This is a genomic window from Streptomyces sp. NPDC048600 (assembly GCF_055587025.1).
In genome coordinates, this window is the sequence record NZ_JBVJGZ010000024.1 from 59,658 (window position 1) to 79,374 (window position 19,717).

Consider the following 19,717-nt stretch of genomic DNA (forward strand, 5'->3'; position numbering starts at 1 on the left):
GGACGCAAGTTGGCCGTCACCTGAACGGGGCGTACTCCGGGAGCTGTGGGCAGGGCCGTGACCCAACAGGTACAGTCCAGCGCATGAGCGCCCGACTTGCCGACATCGCGGCCGCGGCGGGAGTCAGCAAGGCCACGGTGAGCCGGGTCATCAACGGCACCCGCGGCGTCGCCTCGGAGACCCGCGCCTCCGTCCTCGCGGCGCTCGACGACCTGGGCTACGAGCGGCCCGCACGGCTGCGGCCGCGCGCGAAGAACCTGGTCGGCATCATCACGCCCGAACTGGACAACCCTATCTTCCCCGCCATGGCCCAGGTGATCGGCCAGGCCCTCACCCGGCTCGGCTGCACGCCCGTGCTGGCGGCGCAGAGTCCCGGCGGTTCGACGGAGGACGAGCTCACCGAGATGCTGGTGGACCGCGGGGTGTCCGGGATGATCTTCCTGTCCGGGCTGCACGCCGACACCACCGCCGACCCCGCCCGCTACGGCCGACTGCACGAGCAGGACGTGCCGTTCGTGCTCGTCAACGGCTTCTCCCCGGCGATCAGCGCGCCGTTCGTCTCGTGCGACGACCACTCCGCCATGGAGCTGGCCGTCACCCATCTCGCGGCGCTCGGTCACACCCGGATCGGGCTGGCGCTGGGTCCGGCCAGATTCGTGCCGGTGCAGCGGAAGATGGAGGGCTTCGTGCGCGCGGCGCAGCGGCGGCTCGGCCAGTCGGCCGACGAGTCGGCGCGGTTGGTGCGGCACACGCTGTTCACCCTGGAGGGCGGGCAGGCCGCCGCGGCGGAGCTGATCGACGAGGGGTGTACGGCGGTGGTGTGCGCCAGCGACATGATGGCCCTCGGGGCCGTGCGCTGCGCGCGGCAGCGGGGTCTGGCGGTTCCCGAGGACGTGTCGGTCACCGGGTTCGACGACTCCCCGCTCATCGCGTTCACCGATCCGCCGCTGACGACGATCCGGCAGCCGGTGCGGACGATCGGGCAGGTCGCCGTCGAGGCGCTGATGGAGGAGCTGACCGGGACACCTGCCCCGCACACCGAGTTCGTCATCATGCCCGAGCTGGTGGTGCGGGGGTCGACGGCGGCGGCTCCCCGTAGGTGAGGGTGGTCGACGGTTCGGCTCCCTGTAGGTGAGCCCTTCCTGTCAGCCTCTCCTGCCGCAGGTTCGCCCCGCGCGGGTCAGAGTCCGGCGGCCATCGGGCACCACCAGTCGGACCGCCGCTTGTACCAGTCGGCCGTCGCGGCCAGGGCGGTCTCGAGGGGGCTGCGCGGCCGGTAGCCGAGTCCGGGTGAACTCGGCGCCGGACGTGATGGAGCGGTCCACATACAGATCGCTTGCGAACCGTCTTGCGAGGGTGTTTGACTCACCTGTCGCACCGCCAGCGTCCCTGCCCTGCAAGACGTTTCAGTCGGCGACGGGCATCCGTGCGTACTCATGGGGGCTGTAGTGACAGATATCCGGCAAGCCCGACAGCTGGAGAGGGAGGCCCGGCATCTGGCGCCAGGGGCGTCCGAGGAGGCCGCGTACGGGCGCCGGGTGTTCGCCGAGGGCAACCTGGAGAAGCTGGACGGCACCGACTGGCAGCACGACATCAGCCGGGACGTCATCCCGGCGGTGCTCGCGGCCTGGGAGCACTTCCGCGGCTACGAGGTGGCCGGGCACTGAGAGGACATCGGCACCGTCGAGCGCTACCACCGCGCGCATCCGCGACTTGCGGCCGAGGGCCCGCGGGCGGGTCTGCCGGTCGAGCGGACGCCGTGGACCGTGCGCCCCGGGATGGCACGTGCCTGGGTGCCCGATGTCCCGGGCGTCACCTCGTCGTTGGTCCCGGCGGACCTCGTCAACGACGGCCTGGTGGAACACGGCGTACTCGTCCCGGGCGTACGCGTCGGGGCGGGCGCCCGGGTCCGGCGCAGCGTGCTGCTGCCCGGAGCGGCGGTCCCCCCGGGCAGTGACATCGACTCCGCGGTGGTCCCGGAGGACGGCACGGTCCAGCAGGTCCCGCACACCTCACCCGCAACGGAAGGAACACCCACATGAGCTCGACCCCCTACGACGTCCTGGTGGTCGGCGGCGCCGGAGTGGACACCGTCGTCCGCGTCGACGAACTGCGCGTCCCGCCGGGCGACTCGCTGCACGTGCCGCCGGTGTACGACTACGTGGCTCACACCGGCAACGGGGTGGCGCTCGGCTTCCACCACCTGGGCCTCGCGACCAAGTTCATCGACTACCTCGGTGACGACGCGCAGGGCCACGCCGTGCTCGCCGCGTACGCCGAGCGGGGCCTGGACTTCAGTCACCTGGTCTCCCCGCACGGCACCCCGCGCGGCATCAACCTGGTCGACGCGCAGGGCCGGCGGTTCTCCTTCTACGACTCCCGGCACCCGGCCGACCTGCGGCTGCCCCGGGAGTTCTATCTGCCGCACCTGGAGCGGGCACGCCACGTCCATCTGTCGATCACCGGTGTGAACCGGGACATGTACGAGGACATCCACCGGCTGGGTAGCACCAGCTCCACCGATCTGCACGACTGGGACGGGACCAACCCGCACCACCTCGCCTACGCCCTGAACTCCGACTACGTCTTCCTCAGCGCGGCCGCGGTCCACGACCGGCTGGAGGAGGTCCTGCACCGCGTCGTCGACGAGGGCCGGGCACGGTTCGTGGTGGCTACCGACGGCGCGGCGGGCTGTCATCTGCTGGTGCGCGGCGAGGAGGAGGCGCGGCACTTCCCGGCGGTGCGCCCGGAGCGCCCGGTGGTGGACAGCAACGGCGCGGGGGACGCGTTCGTCACCGCCTTCCTGCACGCGCTGATGGAGGGGCAGGCGCTCCAGGACTGTGTGGTGGCCGGGTCCGTCTCCGGTGCCTTCGCCTGCGCGAGTGCCGGTACGCACACCGAGTTCATCGGTCTGCCCGGACTGCGGGCGGCCGTGGCCCGCGCCGTGCCGGCCGGGTGAGGGGGATACCGGGGATGCACATGCACATCATCGCCTTCTCGTTCGAGTGCGGCGGGTTCGACAACCGGCTGATGCGCGGCGGGCCGTCCCCGCTGGTGTGGAACCTGTGCCGCTGGTACGCGGCGCGGGGCCACCGGGTGTCGCTGGTGACGCCCGCGCACGGCCGACCAGACGCGCTGCGGGAGCGCTTCGAGCTGGAGGAGCTGGACTGCCGCGCCACGGACACGGCCGCTGCCGCCGCTGCTGCATCTGGGCGGCCCGTACAGGGTGAGCCGGGCCGCGTGGGCGTCGGTGATCGCCGAGGCACCGGGCGCCCCGCCGGGGCTGGTCGTCCCCACGGCCCGGGCGGGCACGCGCTACGCGTCCCGTCCGGAGAACACCTGTCTCACCAGCGGCCTGCTGCACCGGCTGCCGGCGACCGAGGGCACGACCGTGCGAGGGGTCCTGGAGGGTGCGCGCCTTCTGGCACGGACCTTCGGCGAGGTCGGCTGAACGCTGAACACCACCTCGGGCCCCCTGCCGCCGTCGCCCAACTCGCAAGCCACGGAAACCTCTTGCAGAAACCTCCTGGGACCATCCGGCCGCACCGCCGGACCAAATGAGGTACGCACAACGGAGGTTGCACCGGTCGCGCACCCCTGAGCAGGGACGACAACCGGCCCGGCGGTCCGGGCGCGTGAGGGTCCGGTGGCTGGCCTCGCCCTCCGGACCGCCGGGCCGGAAGCGTGGGTGAACGTAACACCGTTGCAATGATTGCGAAAGGGCCTTCACTTCCTCCAATTGCCTTGTGAATGGCTGACCTTGGACTTCCCGTGAATGGCTGACCTTCGACTTCCTGTGAACCTGCACAGGTACTGCTTGAAGGGTTGACCGACGAGGACGCAGATCGTACGTTCTCGTCCGCAAGAAGTTCCGACGTGTTTCAGCAAGAACCATCAACAGGCCTTCTGGCATGGCGCGTTGCTTCATGAGGCCTCTCATCCGCATCCCCACTTCGTGGATCAGGAGGAACCATGGCCAGGAGAACCGTGGCCGCCGCACTCGCGCTTGTCGCGGGAGCCGCTGCTGCCGTCACGGTGCCGGGAAGTGCCGCGCAGGCGGCGCCCCCCGGCGACAAGGACGTCACGGCCGTGATGTTCGAGTGGAAGTTCAGCTCGATCGCCAAGGCGTGCACGGACGAACTCGGGCCCGACGGGTACGGCTACGTCCAGGTGTCTCCCCCGCAGGAGCGCATCCAGGGCACCCCGTGGTGGACCGCCTACCAGCCCGTCAGCTACAAGATCGACACCCGGCTGGGCGACCGTACGGCCTTCAAGTCGATGGTGGACACCTGCCACGCGGCCGGCGTCAAGGTCGTCGTCGACTCGGTCATCAACCACATGGCGAACACCTCGGGCACCGGATCCGGCGGCTCGGGCTTCTCCAAGTACAACTACCCCGGTCTGTACTCCTCGTCCGACCTGGACGACTGCACCACCCCGATCAACAACTACCAAAACGCCTGGAACGTGCAGCACTGCGAGCTGGGCGGGCTCCCCGACCTGGACACCGGCGAGGACCACGTCCGCGGGAAGATCGCCGGCTATCTCAACGACCTGCTCTCGCTCGGCGTCGACGGTTTCCGCATCGACGCGGCCAAGCACATCGCCCCGGCCGACCTCACCGACATCAAGAGCCGGCTCACCGACCCGGGTGTCTACTGGAAGCAGGAGACCATCGGAGCCACCGGCGAGGCCGTCCAGCCGGGCCAGTACACCGGCACCGGGGACGTCCAGGAGTTCAGCTACGGACGCGACCTCAAGCGGGTCTTCGGCAGCGAGAAACTCGCCTACCTCAAGAACTTCGGTGAGGGCTGGGGCCACCTACCCAGCGCCACCTCCGCCGTGTTCGTCGCCAACCACGACACCGAACGCACCGGCGCCACGCTCACCTACAAGGACGGGGCGAACTACACCCTCGCCCATGTCTTCATGCTCGCCTGGCCCTACGGCTCCCCGGACGTCCACTCCGGCTACGAGTTCAGCGGCCACGACGACGGCCCGCCCAACAGCGGCCAGGTGAACGCCTGTTACACCGAGGGCTGGAAGTGCCAGCACGCCTGGCGCGAGATCGCCGCCATGGTCGGCTTCCGCAACACCGCCGGCGACACCGCCGTCACCGACTGGTGGGACAACGGCGGCAACGCCATCGCGTTCGGCCGCGGCAGCAAGGCCTTCGTCGCGATCAACCACGAGTCGTCCTCGCTCACCCGCACCTACCAGACGTCCCTGGCCGCAGGCACCTACTGCGACGTCCAGAGCGACGAGCCCGTCACCGTGAACGGCTCCGGCCAGTTCACCGCGACCCTCGGCGCCAACTCCGCCCTCGCCCTGCACACCGGGGCGACCGAGTGCGGGGACGGCGGTGGCGGCGGCGACCCCGTCGACCCCGCCGGCGCCTCCTTCAACGTCGACGCCACCACCACCTGGGGCCAGAACATCTACGTCACCGGCAACCAGGCCGCACTCGGCGGCTGGAACCCGGCCAACGCACTGAAGCTGGACCCGGCGAGCTACCCCGTCTGGAAGCTCGACGTCGAACTGCCCGCCGGAACGTCCTTCGAGTACAAGTACATCCGCAAGGACGCGTCCGGAAACGTCACCTGGGAGAGCGGCGGCAACCGTACCGCCACCGTCCCGTCCAGCGGCAGGATCACGGTGAACGACACCTGGCGCAGCTGAGCCGGTCCCACCGCGGTCTCGCCCCTCCGGCCGGCCCCGCCCGCCCGTCCACGCGGCGGGCGGGGTCACCCCGCACCACCCACGCCGCCCGCGCTCCGCGGGCGGCGCCCCTGCGTGAGGCCGTTCAGGAGGAAGACTCCGTGACCTTGTCCACGGTCCGGCGCACGGCCGTCAGAGGCCTGGCCCTCGCCCTGGCCGTCCCGGCGGTGACCGTCCTGCCGCCCGTAGCGCCACCGGCCTCCGCCGCGGCGCCCGAACCGCACCAGCCGGTGGCCACGCAGCGCGTCGCGAACGGGGCTCTGCTCGCGGCCACCGGGGTGGGGGTGCGGGACTGTCCCCGTCACCGCGTGACGCGGTGGGAACGGCCGGCTAGGGCAGTGCCGTCAGGTACATGCCGGTCGTTCCCACCCCCGGGGTGTTGCGGCAGGTGTGGTGGCTGCCCGGGGCCGCCGTGTAGACGAGGGCGAGGCAGCGGCCCTGGCCGAGCTGGCCGTAGTAGTTGGGGTGCATGGACTCCTGGACGGGGCCCTGGGTCTCGCTGCTGTCGATCCAGCGGGCCCACTCGCTGGTGGTGGCCGACGTCGGCTGCGTGGAGCTGACCAGCTTGCTCGCCGTGGCGCACACCTCGCGCCCCTGGAGCATGTCGCGCAGGTCGAGGAACTCGACGCCCTTGGCCGTGGCGACCTGGCGCAGCCGGTTGGCGATCTGCGGGACGAGGGAGTCGCGGGCCCAGTTGGAGTCCTTGTTCCAGAAGGGGCAGCCGCCGGTGTTGACGCGGGACCAGCCGCTCTCGGAGTAGCGGTTCTCGCCGCCTCGTGGGATGGGCGACGGGTAGGACTGGAGGATGATCCGGTACGAGCCGGCGCCGTAGCCCGCCGCGCTCATCACCGCGCGGACCTCGTCGATGCTCCTGGCGACGTCGTTCATCACCGTGTTGATCTTCGCGTCCACGACGGGCTGCTGGTCGTCGTAGCAGTACGAGTACCAGACGATGTAGTCCTTGGCGCACTTCTCGATGATGGCCGCGAAGCCGAGGTCGTTGCCGCCGACGGACAGGGCGACGGCCTTGACGTCGTAGGTGGCGGCGACGGAGGCGAGGCGGTCGGCCTGGGGGGTCTCGCCCTTGAAGGACTGGCCGCCCGAGGCGGAGCGGAAGACGTTGGCCGTGGTGGCGCCGGAGCAGGCGAGGTTGACGAGGGCCTGGACGCCGGTGCCGGTGGCGCTGCTGACCTCGGCGGAGTCGGAGCGGTGGCAGCCGTTGGCAGCCGTGGCCCCGTAGACGAGCGCGGGGTCGTAGGCGCTGCCGGTCCAGGCGCGGTCGGTGCCGTCGCGGCCGCCGCTGTTGGTGAGGCTGTTGCCGCGCCAGCGGCCGGCCTCGCCGGAGATGTAGCTGTCGCCGAGGGAGACGATCGCGGTGGGCCCGTTCGACGGGCTCGCCGCGGCGGGCTCGGCCGCGACCAGGCCGGCGCCCAGTACGGCCACGCTGGTGAGGGCGGTGAGCAGACGTCTGCGGATGCGCGCACCGGCGCGACGGGTGGGGGCGGTTCCGGACACGGCGAACTCCATCGTTCGGCCAGGTCGAGGGCGCTTCTCAGACAACGGGAAAGCGCCCCCGAGCGTGTTGGCACGCGGGTGAGGGTGGGGGGCCGCCGGCCGGTGGCAGGCAGGAATGTGGCATGCCGAGACTTGTTACCGCTAGGTAGCCGACACTGATTTCCGGTCATGTGACCGTTCTGTTTTCCGCGTCACGGTGGAGTGGAATTCGGCCACGGGCCTGTCGGAGGGGGTGCGTGCGGCGCGGAAGGGGCGCTACCGGTCAGAGCAGTCCTGTGTCGTGGGCGTGGATCGCGGCCTGGGTGCGGTCGCGCAGCCCGAGACGCGTGAGGATGCGGGAGAGGTGGTTCTTGACGGTGCCCTCGCTCAGGTACAGCCGGGCGGCGATCTCGCGGTTGGTGTGGCCGCGGGCGACCAGACGCAGGATCTCCAGCTCGCGCGGGGTGAGGGGCGGTGTCCCCGAGGCCGGTGCCGGCTCCGCCGGGAGGTGCGGGGTGCCGGGCGCTCCGTGATCGTTCCGCGGACCGCTCGACTTGTGCCGGGCCGCCGTGTCGGGCTCCGGCGCCGCGGGGCGGGGCAGTTGGGCCGCCAGGCGGGCCGCCACCTGGGCGTCGAGCTGGGCGACTCCGGCGTGGGCGAGGCGGACCGCCTCCGCGAGCCGCGCCGCCGGCAGGTCCTTCAACAGGTAGCCGCTCGCCCCGGCGCGCAGGGCCTCGATCACCAGATCCTCGTCGTCGAACGTCGTCAGCATCACCGCCCGGCACTCCGGGGCGCGCGTCCGCAGGACGGCGACGGCCTCCACACCGTCCATGCGCGGCATGCGCACATCCATCAGGACCACGTCCGGGCGCAGCGCGAGGACCTTCTCCACGGCCTCGTGGCCGTCCGCCGCGGTACCGACGACGGTGATGCCGTCGCGCAGTCCGAGCAGGGCGGCGATGCCCTCGCGCACGAGCTGCTGGTCGTCCACGACCAGGACGCGGACGGTCATGGACGCCGTCCGAGGGTGTCGGTGGCGGTCATCGCCCACCTCCGCGCGGGACGGTGACGGCGGCGGTCATCGCCCGCCTCCCCGTGGGACGGTGACGATGAGGGTCGTGCCCGCGCCCGGGCGGCTGGCGATGTCCACGCGGCCGTCGACCAGCCGTACCCGCTCCCGCATGCCCAGCAGCCCCAGGCCCTGCGTCTGTGCGTCACCGTCGCAGTCGCCCGGGGTGAAACCGTGCCCGTCGTCGGCCACCACCAGGCGGGCCGCGCGCTCCCCGAGCGTGAGCTCGACCGACACGGTCGTGGCCGCGGCGTGCCGACGGGCGTTGGTGAGGCCTTCCTGCGCGGCGCGGTAGAGAGCCGTGAGCGCGGCGGGGGCGTAGCCGCTCTCGTCGCCCTCGATGTGCGTGGTGACCCGCGGCCGTCCACCGGCGTCCCGGCCGAGGTCCCCGAGCGCGTCGGCCAGGCAGGGGACGGCTGGTTCGGCGCGCAGTGCGCGCACGGACTGCCGTACGTCGGCGAGGGCGAGCCGGACGGCCCGGCCGGCCTCGGTCATGGCCCGGTCGGCGGCCCCCGGGTCCAGGTCCCGCAGCTCCGAGGCGAGTTCGAGCTGCACACCGGCGGCGGTGAGATGGTGGCCGAGGCTGTCGTGGATGTCCCGGGCCAGGCGTCCGCGCTCGGCCGCCGCCGACAGCTCGGCGACCCGCGCGGCGGAGGCGGCCAGCCGTGCCCGCGCCCGCTGCTCGCCGGCCGCGACGGCCGCCATGGCCAGCGCGAGTGCCAGGCCGACGGCGAGCATGAGGACGTCCGAGACATGCTCCTGGTCCCGGTGCCAGCCGGGTTCCGTCGCCGCCAGCGCGACGAGCAGGCCGGCCACGCACACTGCGGACAGCGCCAGCGCGACAGCCCGCCCGAAGGCGAAGTACGCGGCGAACGGAACGAGGACGAACAGGGCCCGCGACAGTTGCGAGCCGTCGACGGCGTTCACCACGGCGAACAGCACCAGCCGGGTGGAGAGCAGCACCATCGCCGCCGCGCGCGGGGTACGGCCCGGGAAGCGGCGGTACTCGGCCGCGTCCAGGAGGGCGAGCAGGGCCAAGGCGCTCACGAAGCCCGCCGTGCGCGGCACGTCGTGCGGCGCGAGTCCGGCGGCGCGCGCGTACAGGCCGGCCACCAGGACGGCGGCGTACACCGACGGCGCGAACCAGGGCACGGGCCGGGTCACGCCCCCGGTCTGCCGCTCCTCCGCTGTCATCCCCGTCCCCTCCCTGTCCCCGGCACCCTGTCCCCGGCCCCCGAGCTCTGGCTCCGGCCTCTTGGGCCCGGCCCCCGTCTCCGGTTCCCGGCCGACGGCGGTCTCCAGGCTAAGGCGGGCGGGGCCGGTGATCGAGGTGGCTGCGGCCGATGAGGCCGATGGTCATGTGCCGTTCGGCACCCGTCGGCGCCGCGTGCCCCGGTGACGTACGGCGGCCGGACTGTCCGTCCGGCATCTGGGGTCCGGCCGGTGCGGGTTCCTAGGGTCGGTCACCGTTCCCGTCTCGGGTGGGCCGGTCCCCGTCCCGTTCGAGCGTTCTTCGTGGAGGTGTCCTTCGTGTCCCTGTCCCTTCCCTCTCGTTCCCGTGCCCGTTCTCGTTCCGCGGGTGCGTCGCTCACCGTCGTGTGCGGGCTGCTGTCGGGGCTGTTCATCGCCGTGCCCGCGCTGGTGGAGGTGTTCACCGGCGAGACCGCGGCGACCAGTTACCTCCTGGGCCTGGCACCCGCGCTGTCCCTGCCGTTGCTCGGTGCGCTGCACCGGCGCCAGAGCCCGGTGAGCGGCCGTTCCGGCGAAGTCGCCTATGTCGTCAACCTGGTCGGGGCCGGCCTGTTCGGCGGGGCCGCGTTCACCTTGAACATGGCGCTGTTCTACCTCGACGAGGCGGTCGTCGAGGATCTGCTGAGCGGCCCCACACGGTCGGCGCTGCTGGGGTCGGCCGTGGTGTTCGCGGTGGGGTGCGTGCTGTTCGGTGCCTCGGCGGTCCGGGCCGGGGTGTGGCCCAGGGCGGCGGCCTGGGCGTACACGGTGACACTGCCGCTCCTCGCCCTGGTCGCGCCGAAGGCGGACACGGTGCTGAGCAGCGCCCTGCACATCGCCGGCGGGGTGACGCTGAGCTGGCTCGCCGTCGATCTGCACGCCGCGCCCGCCGCCGAGCCGGACGGGGCCGAAGGGGTGGCACCGGCGGCCGTACGCTGAAATTCGCTCGACAACTCCCCCGCAGGCGACGAGCGTTGGCGCAATGCAGCAGGAACAGATCTGGGACGACGAAGCTGCCCGGCGCTACGACACACCCGGCACCGGGATGTTCGCACCCGAGGTTCTCGACCCGGCGGTGGACCGCCTCGCCGAGCTCGCGGGGGACGGGCCCGCGCTCGAGTTCGCGATCGGCACGGGCCGGGTGGCCGTCCCCCTGGCCCGGCGCGGCGTGCCGGTCACGGGCATCGAGATGTCCGCCCCGATGGTCGAGCGACTGCGCACCAAGGCCGACGCGGACACCCTCCCCGTGGTCATGGGCGACATGGCCACCGCTCTCGCGCCGGGGCGGTTCACCCTCGTCTATCTCGTCTACAACACGATCTCCAACCTGCTCACCCAGCAGGAGCAGGTCGATTGCTTCCGCAACGCCGCCCGCCATCTCACCCCGGGCGGTCGTTTCGTCGTCGAACTCTGGGTGCCCGAGCTGCGTGTGCTCCCGCCCGGCCGTGCGGCCACCGTCTGGCACCACGAACCCGGCTACATCGGCCTCGACACCTACGACGTCCTCGACCAGCAGGTCGTGTCGCATCACTTCCACTTCGACGACAGCAGCAAGGCCCGCCTGTTCCGCAGCCCCCATCGCTACATCTGGCCCGCCGAGCTCGACCTCATGGCCCGGCTCGCCGGACTGGAGCCGGAGACCAGGCACGCCGACTGGACCGGGGGCGAGTTCACCGCCGAGTCCCGCTCCCATGTCTCGGTGTACCGGCTCCCCGCGTAGGCGGGGCTACGGCCGCTGCTCCACCGGCACGCTCAGGGGTGCCCGGAACGACAGCAGACCGAGCATCGGAGGCTCCTGCGACCCGGCTGCCGGGCGGACGCGCGGAAGGGCGCGGGCGGCGGCCCGCAGGGCGACCGCCGCCTCCGTGCGCGCCAGGGACGCCCCGGGGCAGCGGTGACGGCCGACGCCGAAGGCCAGATGGTGGCGGATGTTGGCGCGACGGGGGCACATCCGCTCCGGGTCCGCGAAGAGATCCGGGTCGGATCCGGTGCCCATGAGCATGAGCAACAGCTGTGCGCCGGAGGGGACTTCCACCCCGCCCAGCCGGGTGGCGCGCGCGGTCACCCGGCGCCAGCTGGTCACCGGCGGCTCGCGCCGCAGCACTTCGTCCACCCATGCCTCGGCCAGTCCTTCCTCCGCCGCCGCACGCGACCAGATGCCGGGCTCGGCCAGCGCCCGGCTGAGCACGGTGGAGATGAGCTGCCCGGTGGTGGACTGCCCCGCGATGAAGACGAAGAAGCACGCGCCGACGGCCGTCTCGACGTCCAGGAGACTGCCGTCGGGCAGCCGGTGACGGGCCAGCGCACCGATGAAGGAGTCCTCCGAGGCGGCGCCACCGCGCACAGTCTCGGTCAGCCAGCGCTGGAACTCCACGACCAGTTCGGCCAGTTCGAGCTGCCGCTCCAGCGTCGGCCGGCCCCAGTACAACTCCAGCGAGGCGTCGCTCCAGCGGATCAGTGTGGCCGGATCGATCCCCTTGATACCGAGCAGTTCCATCAGCACCCGGCACGGGAGGACCTGTGCGAACCCGGTGAACAGGTCGCTGCCGCCGGTGCTTTCGAGCTCCGGCCGCACCGCGTCGTCGAGCAGTTCCCCGGCGATGCGCTCGATCACCGGTACGGCGGCCGCGACGCGCTGCGCGTTGAAGAACCGCGTCACCACCCGGCGCAGTCCCGCGTGCGAGGCCGTGCCGTTGTTCGCGAGCGCCGCGGGGAGGGTGAAGCGCGCTCGGGCGAACACCCTCAGCACGGCGACGGGCAGCGGGGTGGCGGCGCTCTGGGCGTTGTCCGGGAGGAACCGGTCGTTGTCGAGCAGGACCTCGCGCACGTCCTGGGGGCGGCTGACCAGCCACAGCCCGGTGGCGGGGTCGTGATGCACAGGAGACTCGGTCCTCAGCCGGTCCAGCCAGGGGTAGGGGTCGCGGACGAACGGGGCGCCGAACAGGTCGAGCAGCCCCAGGGGGTCACCGTCGTCCGGGTACGAAGGACGGGCCGCCGGGCCCGGCCCGGCTCCTTCGGTAACGGTCGCGGGCGCGTCCACAGCCGGGAGAGTCACGGCCGGAAGTTAACACGCCGACCATACGATTCCCGAACAATTGTGCGCGGCATCACCTGGCGATTCGCCCGCCGGACGCCCCGCCGACCGCAGGTCCACCGCCGACCCGGGTAGCAGGTTCGCGATCGGGGGCCGTACGACCGATCGGGGGAATCATGAAGTGGGCGATGAGCGACGACTACGCCGCGCTCCTCACGACGCTGATCGTCACCGTCCTCGCGGTCGGCACGATCCAGACGTACACACTGATGCGACGGCTGGGGGACGCGCAGACGCAGGACGTGCGCAGGACCGTCGAGGCACGGCTGAGGGTGCTGGAGGCCATGCGCCGGGGCGGGTCACCGCAGCCGCGGGACCTGCGTGCGGCGCATGTTTCGACGGTGAGCTTCCTGGCTCTCTCCCAGCGGAACCTGCCCGCCTACGCGGCCGGTGCGGTGTGGAGTCTGGTGGTCGTCGTCCTCGGCGTCCAGCAGATCAGGATCCTGATGTGGTCGGGGTCCGCCGAGCGGGCGCCAGTCCGCACCTGGCCCGGGACTCCTTCTGTCCGGTCGCCCTCTCCGTCGGTCTCCTGCTCGCCGAGGGACTGGTCAGGGCGTTCGCGCGGACGTTCCTGGACCAGCGGGAGTCGCTGAAGCCGCTGCACGCGTATCCGCGCGAGGAGCGCGCCGAGATGCTCGCGGCGGTCCGGCGCTTCCACCGGACCGGCGAGGCGCCCGTACGGGTCGACCCCGCCGATCCCGCACCGCCCGGCCAGTAGGCAACCCCTCACCGGTGCGAAGGCCCGCGGCGGCGGGACGGAGGAGGGCGCGCGTGGGATCGGACGGGCCGTCGGCGGGCGGCGCGACGCCGGAGACCCGCGGATCCTCGGTGCCGCGGAGCCTCAGTGGGTGCGCCCGTGCACCGGCTGCACGGCCGCCTGGGGGGCGCCGCGCGAGAACAGTCCCGACAGGGAGAGCGCGCCCGGCCCGAAGAACACCAGCATCAGGAAGGCCCAGCAGAACAGCGCCGAGGCCAGGCCGCCGTTCTGGAGCGGGAAGAGGCCGTCCTTCTGGTGCTCGGTGAAGTAGGCGAAGGCCATGATGCCGGAGCACAGGAAGGCCGCCGCGCGGGTCATCACGCCGAGCAGGATCAGCACACCGCCGACGAGTTCGATCACCCCGGCGTACCAGAAGGGCCACTCGCCCACGGCGCTGCTCTCGCGGCCCAGGACGCCGAAGACTGTGGCGGCGCCCTCGCTGGCGAACAACAGGCCGAGGACGATGCGGAACAGCCCCAGGACGACGGGCTGGTGCTTCGACAGCCGGTCACTCACAGGTGTGTTGTTCATCGGCGGGTACTCCTGGAATCGATCGGTGTGTCCGTGTCCGCCCCATCAGGACGGGACGGCTGCTGGACAGGGCAGGGCGGCCGACGGGCGGGAGTCCCGTCGTCCTTACTGAACGTGCCCACCGGGCGTCTCGTTCAACGAACCATCCGCCGATGTGGCCGGGACGGACGGACCCGGCGCGCGGACCCGGCGCGCGGTGCCGTTCGAGCGGCGTGCGCGGCACCGGCCCCGGCTCACAGTGCCGTTCGAGTGGCGTGCACGGCACCACACAGCCGTACGCGCCCCAGCGCTCCCGGCGTCGACGATGTTGGAGCCATGACCGATGCTGGAGGCCCGACCGGTCCCGTGCCCTCCGATCCGCTGCCGAAGCTGCTCGTCGCGGTGACCGCCGTCACCGGGATCGTCGACGCGGTGGCCTTCCTCGGCCTCGGCCAGATCTTCACCGCGTTCATGACCGGCAACCTGCTCTTCCTCGGCTTCGCGCTCGGCGGCGCCGAGGGACTGGAGCCGGCCGGCTCGTGCGCGGCCGTCGGCGCGTTCGCCGCCGGGGCGGTGGCCGGGAGCCGCCTCGGGGCCGCGATGGCCGCCGAACGCTACCGCCGCTGGCTGTTCACCTCCGCCACGACGGCGGCGCTGCTGCTGGCGGTCGCCGCCCTCTGCGCCGTCGGCCTCGCCCCCGTCACGGACGACGCGCCGGAGGGCCGGCACTACGCCGTGATCGCGCTGACCGCGCTGGCGATGGGGGTACGCAGCGCGACCATGTGGCGGCTCGGCGCGGTACTCAACACCACGCTGGTCACCGGCACTCTGGTGACCCTGATCCGGCATTCGGCACTGGGGCGCGGGATCAGCGACGCCGATCAGCGTTACCGGGCTGCCGCCCTGCTCGCCGTACCGGTCGGGGCGCTGCTCGGCACGCTGCTGCTGCGGGTGTCGCTGACGGTCGCCCTGCTGACGGCGTCCGCCGGTGTGCTCGCCTGCCTCGGCGCCTATGTGGCGCACCCGGCTTCCCGGCGGGTACGGGGCGCCTGACCCGTCCTGCCCCGCCGCGCGGCCGGGTTGGGACCCGGGTGGGTCGGGAGCTGTCGCCGACCCACCCGGGAGTCTCTTACGGGAAGGTCAGCTTGAAGCTGTTGATGTAGCCGGTGTCGATGGCCGCGTTGTCCTGGACCCGCAGCAGCCAGGTCCCGTTGGCGACCTCGGACGAGGCGTTCACCGTGTACGTGGTGTTGATGTTGTCGGCGCTGCCGCCGGTGCCGTACGCCTTCAGCGTGTAGGCCGTGCCGTCGGGCGCGACCAGCTGCACCTGGAGGTCACCGATGTAGGTGTGCACGATGTTCACCGCGACCGGGAGGTTGCTCGGCGCGTTGCCGGTGCGTCCGGTGACGGTGACCGCGGACGTCACCGCGGCGCCGTTGTCCGGGATGGAGACATCGGTGGTGTTCTCGAAGACCGTGCCGGGGGGCTGGGTCGTCGTACCGGAGAGGGTCCAGATCGCGTGGGCGACGGCGTCGCTGTTGCGGTCCAGGGCCGTGTCGTTGATGTTCGAGGTGGTGTCGCAGGAGGAGTGGTAGCAGCGGTCGAAGGCGGTCGCGGTGCCGCCCCACTTCTGCACCTGGGCGGAGGTCTTGACCCGGCTGGCGCCGGTGAAGAGACCGCCGACGGGTATGCCGACGTTCTTGAAGGAGGCGTGGTCGGAGCGTCCGTCGCCCTCGGTCTCGATCTCGGTCGGGACACCGATGCCGGCGAAGTAGTTCTTGAAGGTCTGCTCGATGGTGGGGTCGTCGTCGTAGACGAAGTAGCCCGGGTTGGGCGATCCGATCATGTCGAAGTTCAGGTATCCGCTGATCTTCGAGCGCTCGGTGGTGGGGAGGTTGTTGACGTAGTACTTCGAGCCGACGAGGCCGAGTTCCTCGGCGCCCCACCAGCCGAAGCGCAGGTGCTTGGTGGGCTGGTAGCCGGACCGTGAGACGGCGAGGGCGGTCTCCAGGATCGCCGCCGAACCCGAGCCGTTGTCGTTGATGCCCGGCCCGGAGGTCACCGAGTCGAGGTGCGAACCGGCCATGACGACCTGGTTGGGGTCGCCGCCGGGCCAGTCGGCGATGAGGTTGTAGCCGGTGCTGCCGTTGTACGTGAACTGCTGGACGGTCGTGGTGAATCCGGCCGCGTCGAGCTTCGCCTTCACGAAGTCGATGGACGCCTTGTAGCCGGTCCGGCCGTGGGCGCGGTTGCCGCCGTTGGCGCTCGCGATGGACTGGAGGTCGGCGAGGTGCTGCTTGACGTTGGCCACCGGGATGTCGGGCGCGGCGACGGCGGCCTGCTCGGCGGTGGCGGCGGGGACGGCCCCGGCGAGCAGCGCGGCGACGGCTGTACCGGCGAGCGCGAGGGCACGTCTGTGAGCGGAGAGCTTCATGTGGGGGCTCCGTGATTCCGAACTGAGGATGGGTTGCGGAACGTGCGTGACACCCCGCGGCGTCGGTGATGCGGGGTGACTGGAGCTGTGTGGTGCCTGTGCCAGATGCGGCGGTGCGAGCTGAATGTTCGATGAATCTTTGACGTAACGTCAAGAGCGCTGACCGGACTGGGGTGTTCGCTGAGCGGACAGTGGCCTGTCCTCGCCTGTTTCAGCAGCGTGGGGCGGGCTGGACGGGCCGGGAGCGGGGGCGTGACCTGCACCACAAGGCAGGTTGGGGGCAAGGGTGTGACCTGCGCCACAGAGCGCGCCGCGCTCACTCGCGCACGTGACGGAAGTGCGTGGTCAACTCCCCCGACTCGGCCAGGACATGGAAGGCGAGTGCGGGCGGCTGGTCCAGGTGGACATGGTCGTCCGGGTGCGCGCGGTGCTCCCAGGGGAGCCGGACGGTGGAGACGACACCGGGGGCGACCAGCACGGGTCGTCCGGCGAACGTGGTCGCCGCGGCGGTGTGCGCGTGGCCGCAGAGGAACGCCGTGATGTCGGGGTGTCGTTCGACGAGCGCGGCGAGGCGCTCGGCGCCGAACTGGCGGATGCCGTCGACGAACGGCACGTGCAGCCGCGCGGGCGGGTGATGGAAGCCGACCAGCACGGGCGTCCGCGCCGGAGTGGCGGCCAGGACGTCCTCCAGCCAGGCCAGGGTCTCGTCGGCGAGGAAGCCCTCGTCCTTGCCCGGCACGGACGAGTCGCACAGCGCGACGACCATCCCGGCGCTCCGCCACACCTGGTTGACGGGCCGGCCCCCCTGCCCCGCCGTGCCCGACTGCCCCAGAAGGTGCGTCCGGAAGGCCTCCCGCCGGTCGTGGTTGCCGGGGCACAGCATCACCGGGTGCCGCGAGGAGAACACCCGGCGGGCCTCCTCGTACTCCTCGGGCAGACCGTGATCGGTGATGTCCCCGGTGACCAGCACCAGGTCCAGGTCGTGGGGCAGGTCGTCCAGGTAGCGCATGACGGCACGGGTGCGGTCGACGCTGCGTGGCGTGGAGTCGAGGTGGGTGTCGCTGAGGTGGGCGATCACGATCACGGCGGTACGTCCTGTCGTTGTCGGTGGGTCGTGGGTCGGTGAGTCGGTGAGTCGGTTGCGTTTGGGCCCGGTCGGTGCCGGACGCTCGGAGGCACCCGGAACAAGAGCCCTCGGAGGAACCCGAAGCCACTCGGAACCAGGCCCCCGCGAAGCCGCTCGGCGCCACGCGCGTCCGGCCTCTCGGACTCACTCAGCCCGACGTTAGGCACTCACCGGACCAGTCATAAGATCCAGTTCCGTGCCGAAATCCTGGTCCAGTTCACGCATCGACCTGCACGTCGTCCTCGACACCGCCCAGGGCCGCCGCTCGGCGCTGGAGTCGGCGCTCCGGGACGCGATCCGCGACGGGCGTCTGACGGCCGGGACGCGGCTGCCCTCCACCAGAGGGCTGGCCGCCGAACTCGGGCTTTCCCGGGGCACCGTGACCGCCGCGTACGACCAACTGGCCGAGGAGGGGCACCTGTTCACGCGGCCCGGCTCGGGCACCGTCGTGGCGGACGTACCGCCGCCGGCCGACAGCACCCCCTCCGCCGCGCCGGCGCCGTCCGCGCCCCGGCACGATCTGCGCCCGGGGCTCCCCGACTTGGGCGCCTTCCCCGCCCGTGCCTGGCTCGCGGCGACCCGCCGGGTGCTGGCGGACTCCCGCGCGGGCGCGCTCGGCGCCGGGGACCCCCAGGGGCGGCCGGAACTGCGGGCCGCGCTCGCCGCTCATCTGGGCCGCACCCGTGGCGTGATCGCGACCCCCGGCCGCGTCGTCGTCACCTCCGGCTACTACCAGGGCCTGAGCCTGCTCGGCGAGGTGCTCGCGCGCGGGGGCGCCCGGACGATGGCCGTCGAGGACCCGAGTCACGACGTCTTCCGCGCCGTCGTCCGACGCGCCGGACTGGCCACCCCGCCCCTGCCCGTCGACTCCCACGGCGCCCGCGTGGACGCGCTGACGCACGAGACGGACGCCGTACTGCTCACCCCCTCGCATCAGTACCCGACCGGTGTCCCGCTGCACCCTGGCCGTCGTCAGGCCGTCGCCGCCTGGGCCCGCGCCACCGGCGGGCTGATCGTCGAGGACGACTACGACGGCGAGTACCGCTACGACCGTCAGCCCGTCGGCGCCCTCCAGGGCATCGCCCCCGACCGGACCGTCTACTGCGGCACGGTCTCCAAGACGCTCGGCCCGGCCCTGCGCCTGGGCTGGCTGGTGCTGCCGCCCTCGCTGGTGGGGCCGGTCGTCGAGGCCAGACGGCAGGCCGACCTGTACACCGAGAACCTCTCCCAGCTCGTCCTCGCGGACCTGCTCACCACCCACGCCTACGACCGCCACGTGCGCGCCACCCGGCTGCGCTACCGGCACCGCCGCGAACTCCTCCTGCGCCACGCGGCCACGGTCGCGGGCCTCACCGCCCACGGCGTCCCGGCCGGGCTGCACACCCTGCTGACCCTCCCCGCCGGCTGGCCGCCGGAAGAGGAGCTCCTCGCCCTGTGCGCCCGCCGGGGCATCGCCCTGCGCGGCCTGTCCGAACTGCATGTCGCCGCCGAGGGACGCCCTCCGGGGCTGCTCGTCGGATTCGCCGCGCCACCCGAACACGCGTACCGTCCGGCGCTGCAAGCCCTGTTCGAGACTTTCCGTAACGTGGAAAGCGGCAGGCTATCGAAGCGGGTCGGCCACCTTCGGACGTGGGACGACCAGTAATGAGCATGCGCGCGCGTCGAGAATTCGGATGCGCTGTGATGGCACGATTCATCGTTAACCCAGCCGCTTGGGGCCTACATGGACGACAAGGTCATTACGGCGTCGAGCCGCACCGCCATCACCACACTGCCGGGCCGCTGCCACCACGGAGCCGCGCTCGACGGGGCGGAGGCGGGCGAGGAGCGCTTCCGGGGGCTGCTGGAGGCCGCGCCGGACGCCATGGTCATCGTCGACGACGAAGGGATCATCCGGCTCGTCAACGCCCAGACCGAGACACTCTTCGGCTACGGACGCGCCGAACTCCTCGGCCAGAGCGTCGACCTCCTCATCCCCGACCGCTTCCGCGCCCACCACGCCCACCACCGCGGCGCCTACGCCGACACCCGCCAAGTACGCCCCATGGGCGCCGGACTCGAACTCCACGGTCTGCGCAAGGACGGCACCGAGTTCCCCGTCGAGATCAGCCTCAGCCCCCTCGAAACGACCGACGGACTCCTCGTCTCCGCCGCCGTCCGCGACGTCAGCGACCGCAAAGCCGCCGAACAGCGCTTCCGGGGGCTGCTGGAGGCCGCGCCGGACGCCATGGTCATCGTCGACGACGAAGGGATCATCCGGCTCGTCAACGCCCAGACCGAGACAC

At 72.0% G+C, this 19,717-nt stretch carries 19 protein-coding genes; 12 read left to right on the plus strand and 7 right to left on the minus strand.

Features of this window, described 5'->3' with window-relative positions:
- Positions 1-83 precede the first annotated feature (83 nt).
- From ACZ6SQ_RS28145 to ACZ6SQ_RS28170, 6 genes are all read left to right on the plus strand, one after another.
- Positions 84-1,103 carry a LacI family DNA-binding transcriptional regulator gene (locus tag ACZ6SQ_RS28145; RefSeq protein WP_469566818.1) on the plus strand — a complete coding sequence of 340 codons (1,020 nt, stop codon included), beginning with the start codon at positions 84-86 and terminating at the stop codon, positions 1,101-1,103.
- Positions 1,104-1,448: 345 nt separating this feature from the next.
- On the plus strand, positions 1,449-1,667 hold the full coding sequence (locus ACZ6SQ_RS28150; RefSeq protein WP_469566820.1) for a hypothetical protein: 219 nt from the start codon (positions 1,449-1,451) through the stop codon (positions 1,665-1,667).
- Between the two features lie 111 nt (positions 1,668-1,778).
- Complete coding sequence (locus tag ACZ6SQ_RS28155) at positions 1,779-2,042, plus strand: GlgC family sugar phosphate nucleotidyltransferase (RefSeq protein ID WP_469566822.1); 264 nt, start codon at positions 1,779-1,781, stop codon at positions 2,040-2,042.
- Positions 2,039-2,959 carry a carbohydrate kinase family protein gene (locus ACZ6SQ_RS28160; RefSeq protein ID WP_469566826.1) on the plus strand — a complete coding sequence of 307 codons (921 nt, stop codon included), beginning with the start codon at positions 2,039-2,041 and terminating at the stop codon, positions 2,957-2,959. The genes ACZ6SQ_RS28155 and ACZ6SQ_RS28160 overlap by 4 nt, the downstream gene beginning before the upstream one ends.
- A gap of 267 nt (positions 2,960-3,226) precedes the next feature.
- The gene (locus ACZ6SQ_RS28165; RefSeq protein WP_469566828.1) at positions 3,227-3,451 is read left to right on the plus strand and encodes a hypothetical protein; all 225 of its coding nucleotides are present in this window, start codon (positions 3,227-3,229) and stop codon (positions 3,449-3,451) included.
- Positions 3,452-3,972: 521 nt separating this feature from the next.
- Positions 3,973-5,679 (plus strand): carbohydrate-binding module family 20 domain-containing protein, encoded by a 1,707-nt coding sequence (locus ACZ6SQ_RS28170; protein WP_469566830.1) that lies wholly within the window; start codon positions 3,973-3,975, stop codon positions 5,677-5,679.
- A 369-nt stretch (positions 5,680-6,048) separates the two neighbouring features.
- Here the strand turns inward: ACZ6SQ_RS28170 and ACZ6SQ_RS28175 are convergent, their stop codons facing one another.
- The 3 genes from ACZ6SQ_RS28175 to ACZ6SQ_RS28185 all read right to left on the minus strand — a co-directional run bounded on the left by ACZ6SQ_RS28175 (position 6,049) and on the right by ACZ6SQ_RS28185 (position 9,475).
- On the minus strand, positions 6,049-7,233 hold the full coding sequence (locus tag ACZ6SQ_RS28175; RefSeq protein WP_469566832.1) for a GDSL-type esterase/lipase family protein: 1,185 nt from the start codon (positions 7,231-7,233) through the stop codon (positions 6,049-6,051).
- 262 nt (positions 7,234-7,495) lie between these two features.
- A complete protein-coding gene (locus tag ACZ6SQ_RS28180) occupies positions 7,496-8,224 on the minus strand; it encodes a response regulator (RefSeq protein ID WP_469566834.1) in 729 nt (242 codons plus the stop codon).
- Positions 8,225-8,290: 66 nt separating this feature from the next.
- On the minus strand, positions 8,291-9,475 hold the full coding sequence (locus ACZ6SQ_RS28185) for a sensor histidine kinase (protein ID WP_469566836.1): 1,185 nt from the start codon (positions 9,473-9,475) through the stop codon (positions 8,291-8,293).
- A 336-nt stretch (positions 9,476-9,811) separates the two neighbouring features.
- Between ACZ6SQ_RS28185 and ACZ6SQ_RS28190 the strand changes: the two genes are divergently transcribed.
- Positions 9,812-10,450, plus strand: a complete 639-nt coding sequence (locus tag ACZ6SQ_RS28190) for a hypothetical protein (protein WP_469566838.1) — start codon at positions 9,812-9,814, stop codon at positions 10,448-10,450.
- Between the two features lie 43 nt (positions 10,451-10,493).
- Entirely contained in the window at positions 10,494-11,231 is a 738-nt protein-coding gene (locus ACZ6SQ_RS28195; RefSeq protein ID WP_469566840.1) for a class I SAM-dependent methyltransferase, read from the plus strand.
- A 6-nt stretch (positions 11,232-11,237) separates the two neighbouring features.
- Here ACZ6SQ_RS28195 and ACZ6SQ_RS28200 read toward each other — a convergent pair whose 3' ends face one another.
- On the minus strand, positions 11,238-12,566 hold the full coding sequence (locus ACZ6SQ_RS28200; protein WP_469566843.1) for a cytochrome P450: 1,329 nt from the start codon (positions 12,564-12,566) through the stop codon (positions 11,238-11,240).
- A gap of 167 nt (positions 12,567-12,733) precedes the next feature.
- Between ACZ6SQ_RS28200 and ACZ6SQ_RS28205 the strand changes: the two genes are divergently transcribed.
- Entirely contained in the window at positions 12,734-13,198 is a 465-nt protein-coding gene (locus ACZ6SQ_RS28205; protein WP_469566845.1) for a hypothetical protein, read from the plus strand.
- 248 nt (positions 13,199-13,446) lie between these two features.
- Here ACZ6SQ_RS28205 and ACZ6SQ_RS28210 read toward each other — a convergent pair whose 3' ends face one another.
- Entirely contained in the window at positions 13,447-13,893 is a 447-nt protein-coding gene (locus tag ACZ6SQ_RS28210) for a DoxX family protein (protein ID WP_469566847.1), read from the minus strand.
- A 315-nt stretch (positions 13,894-14,208) separates the two neighbouring features.
- Between ACZ6SQ_RS28210 and ACZ6SQ_RS28215 the strand changes: the two genes are divergently transcribed.
- Positions 14,209-14,925 carry a YoaK family protein gene (locus ACZ6SQ_RS28215; RefSeq protein WP_469566850.1) on the plus strand — a complete coding sequence of 239 codons (717 nt, stop codon included), beginning with the start codon at positions 14,209-14,211 and terminating at the stop codon, positions 14,923-14,925.
- 76 nt (positions 14,926-15,001) lie between these two features.
- On the opposite strand, the gene ACZ6SQ_RS28220 is transcribed toward ACZ6SQ_RS28215, so the two are convergent.
- Positions 15,002-16,306: a M28 family metallopeptidase gene (locus ACZ6SQ_RS28220; RefSeq protein ID WP_469566852.1), complete on the minus strand. Its 1,305-nt coding sequence runs from the start codon at positions 16,304-16,306 to the stop codon at positions 15,002-15,004.
- A gap of 316 nt (positions 16,307-16,622) precedes the next feature.
- A complete protein-coding gene (locus ACZ6SQ_RS28225) occupies positions 16,623-17,390 on the minus strand; it encodes a metallophosphoesterase (RefSeq protein WP_469566854.1) in 768 nt (255 codons plus the stop codon).
- Positions 17,391-17,628: 238 nt separating this feature from the next.
- Between ACZ6SQ_RS28225 and pdxR the strand changes: the two genes are divergently transcribed.
- On the plus strand, positions 17,629-19,077 hold the full coding sequence (gene pdxR, locus ACZ6SQ_RS28230; protein WP_469566855.1) for a MocR-like pyridoxine biosynthesis transcription factor PdxR: 1,449 nt from the start codon (positions 17,629-17,631) through the stop codon (positions 19,075-19,077).
- Between the two features lie 78 nt (positions 19,078-19,155).
- On the plus strand, positions 19,156-19,717 hold a 562-nt coding region (locus tag ACZ6SQ_RS28235), incomplete at its 3' end, for a PAS domain-containing protein (RefSeq protein ID WP_469566857.1).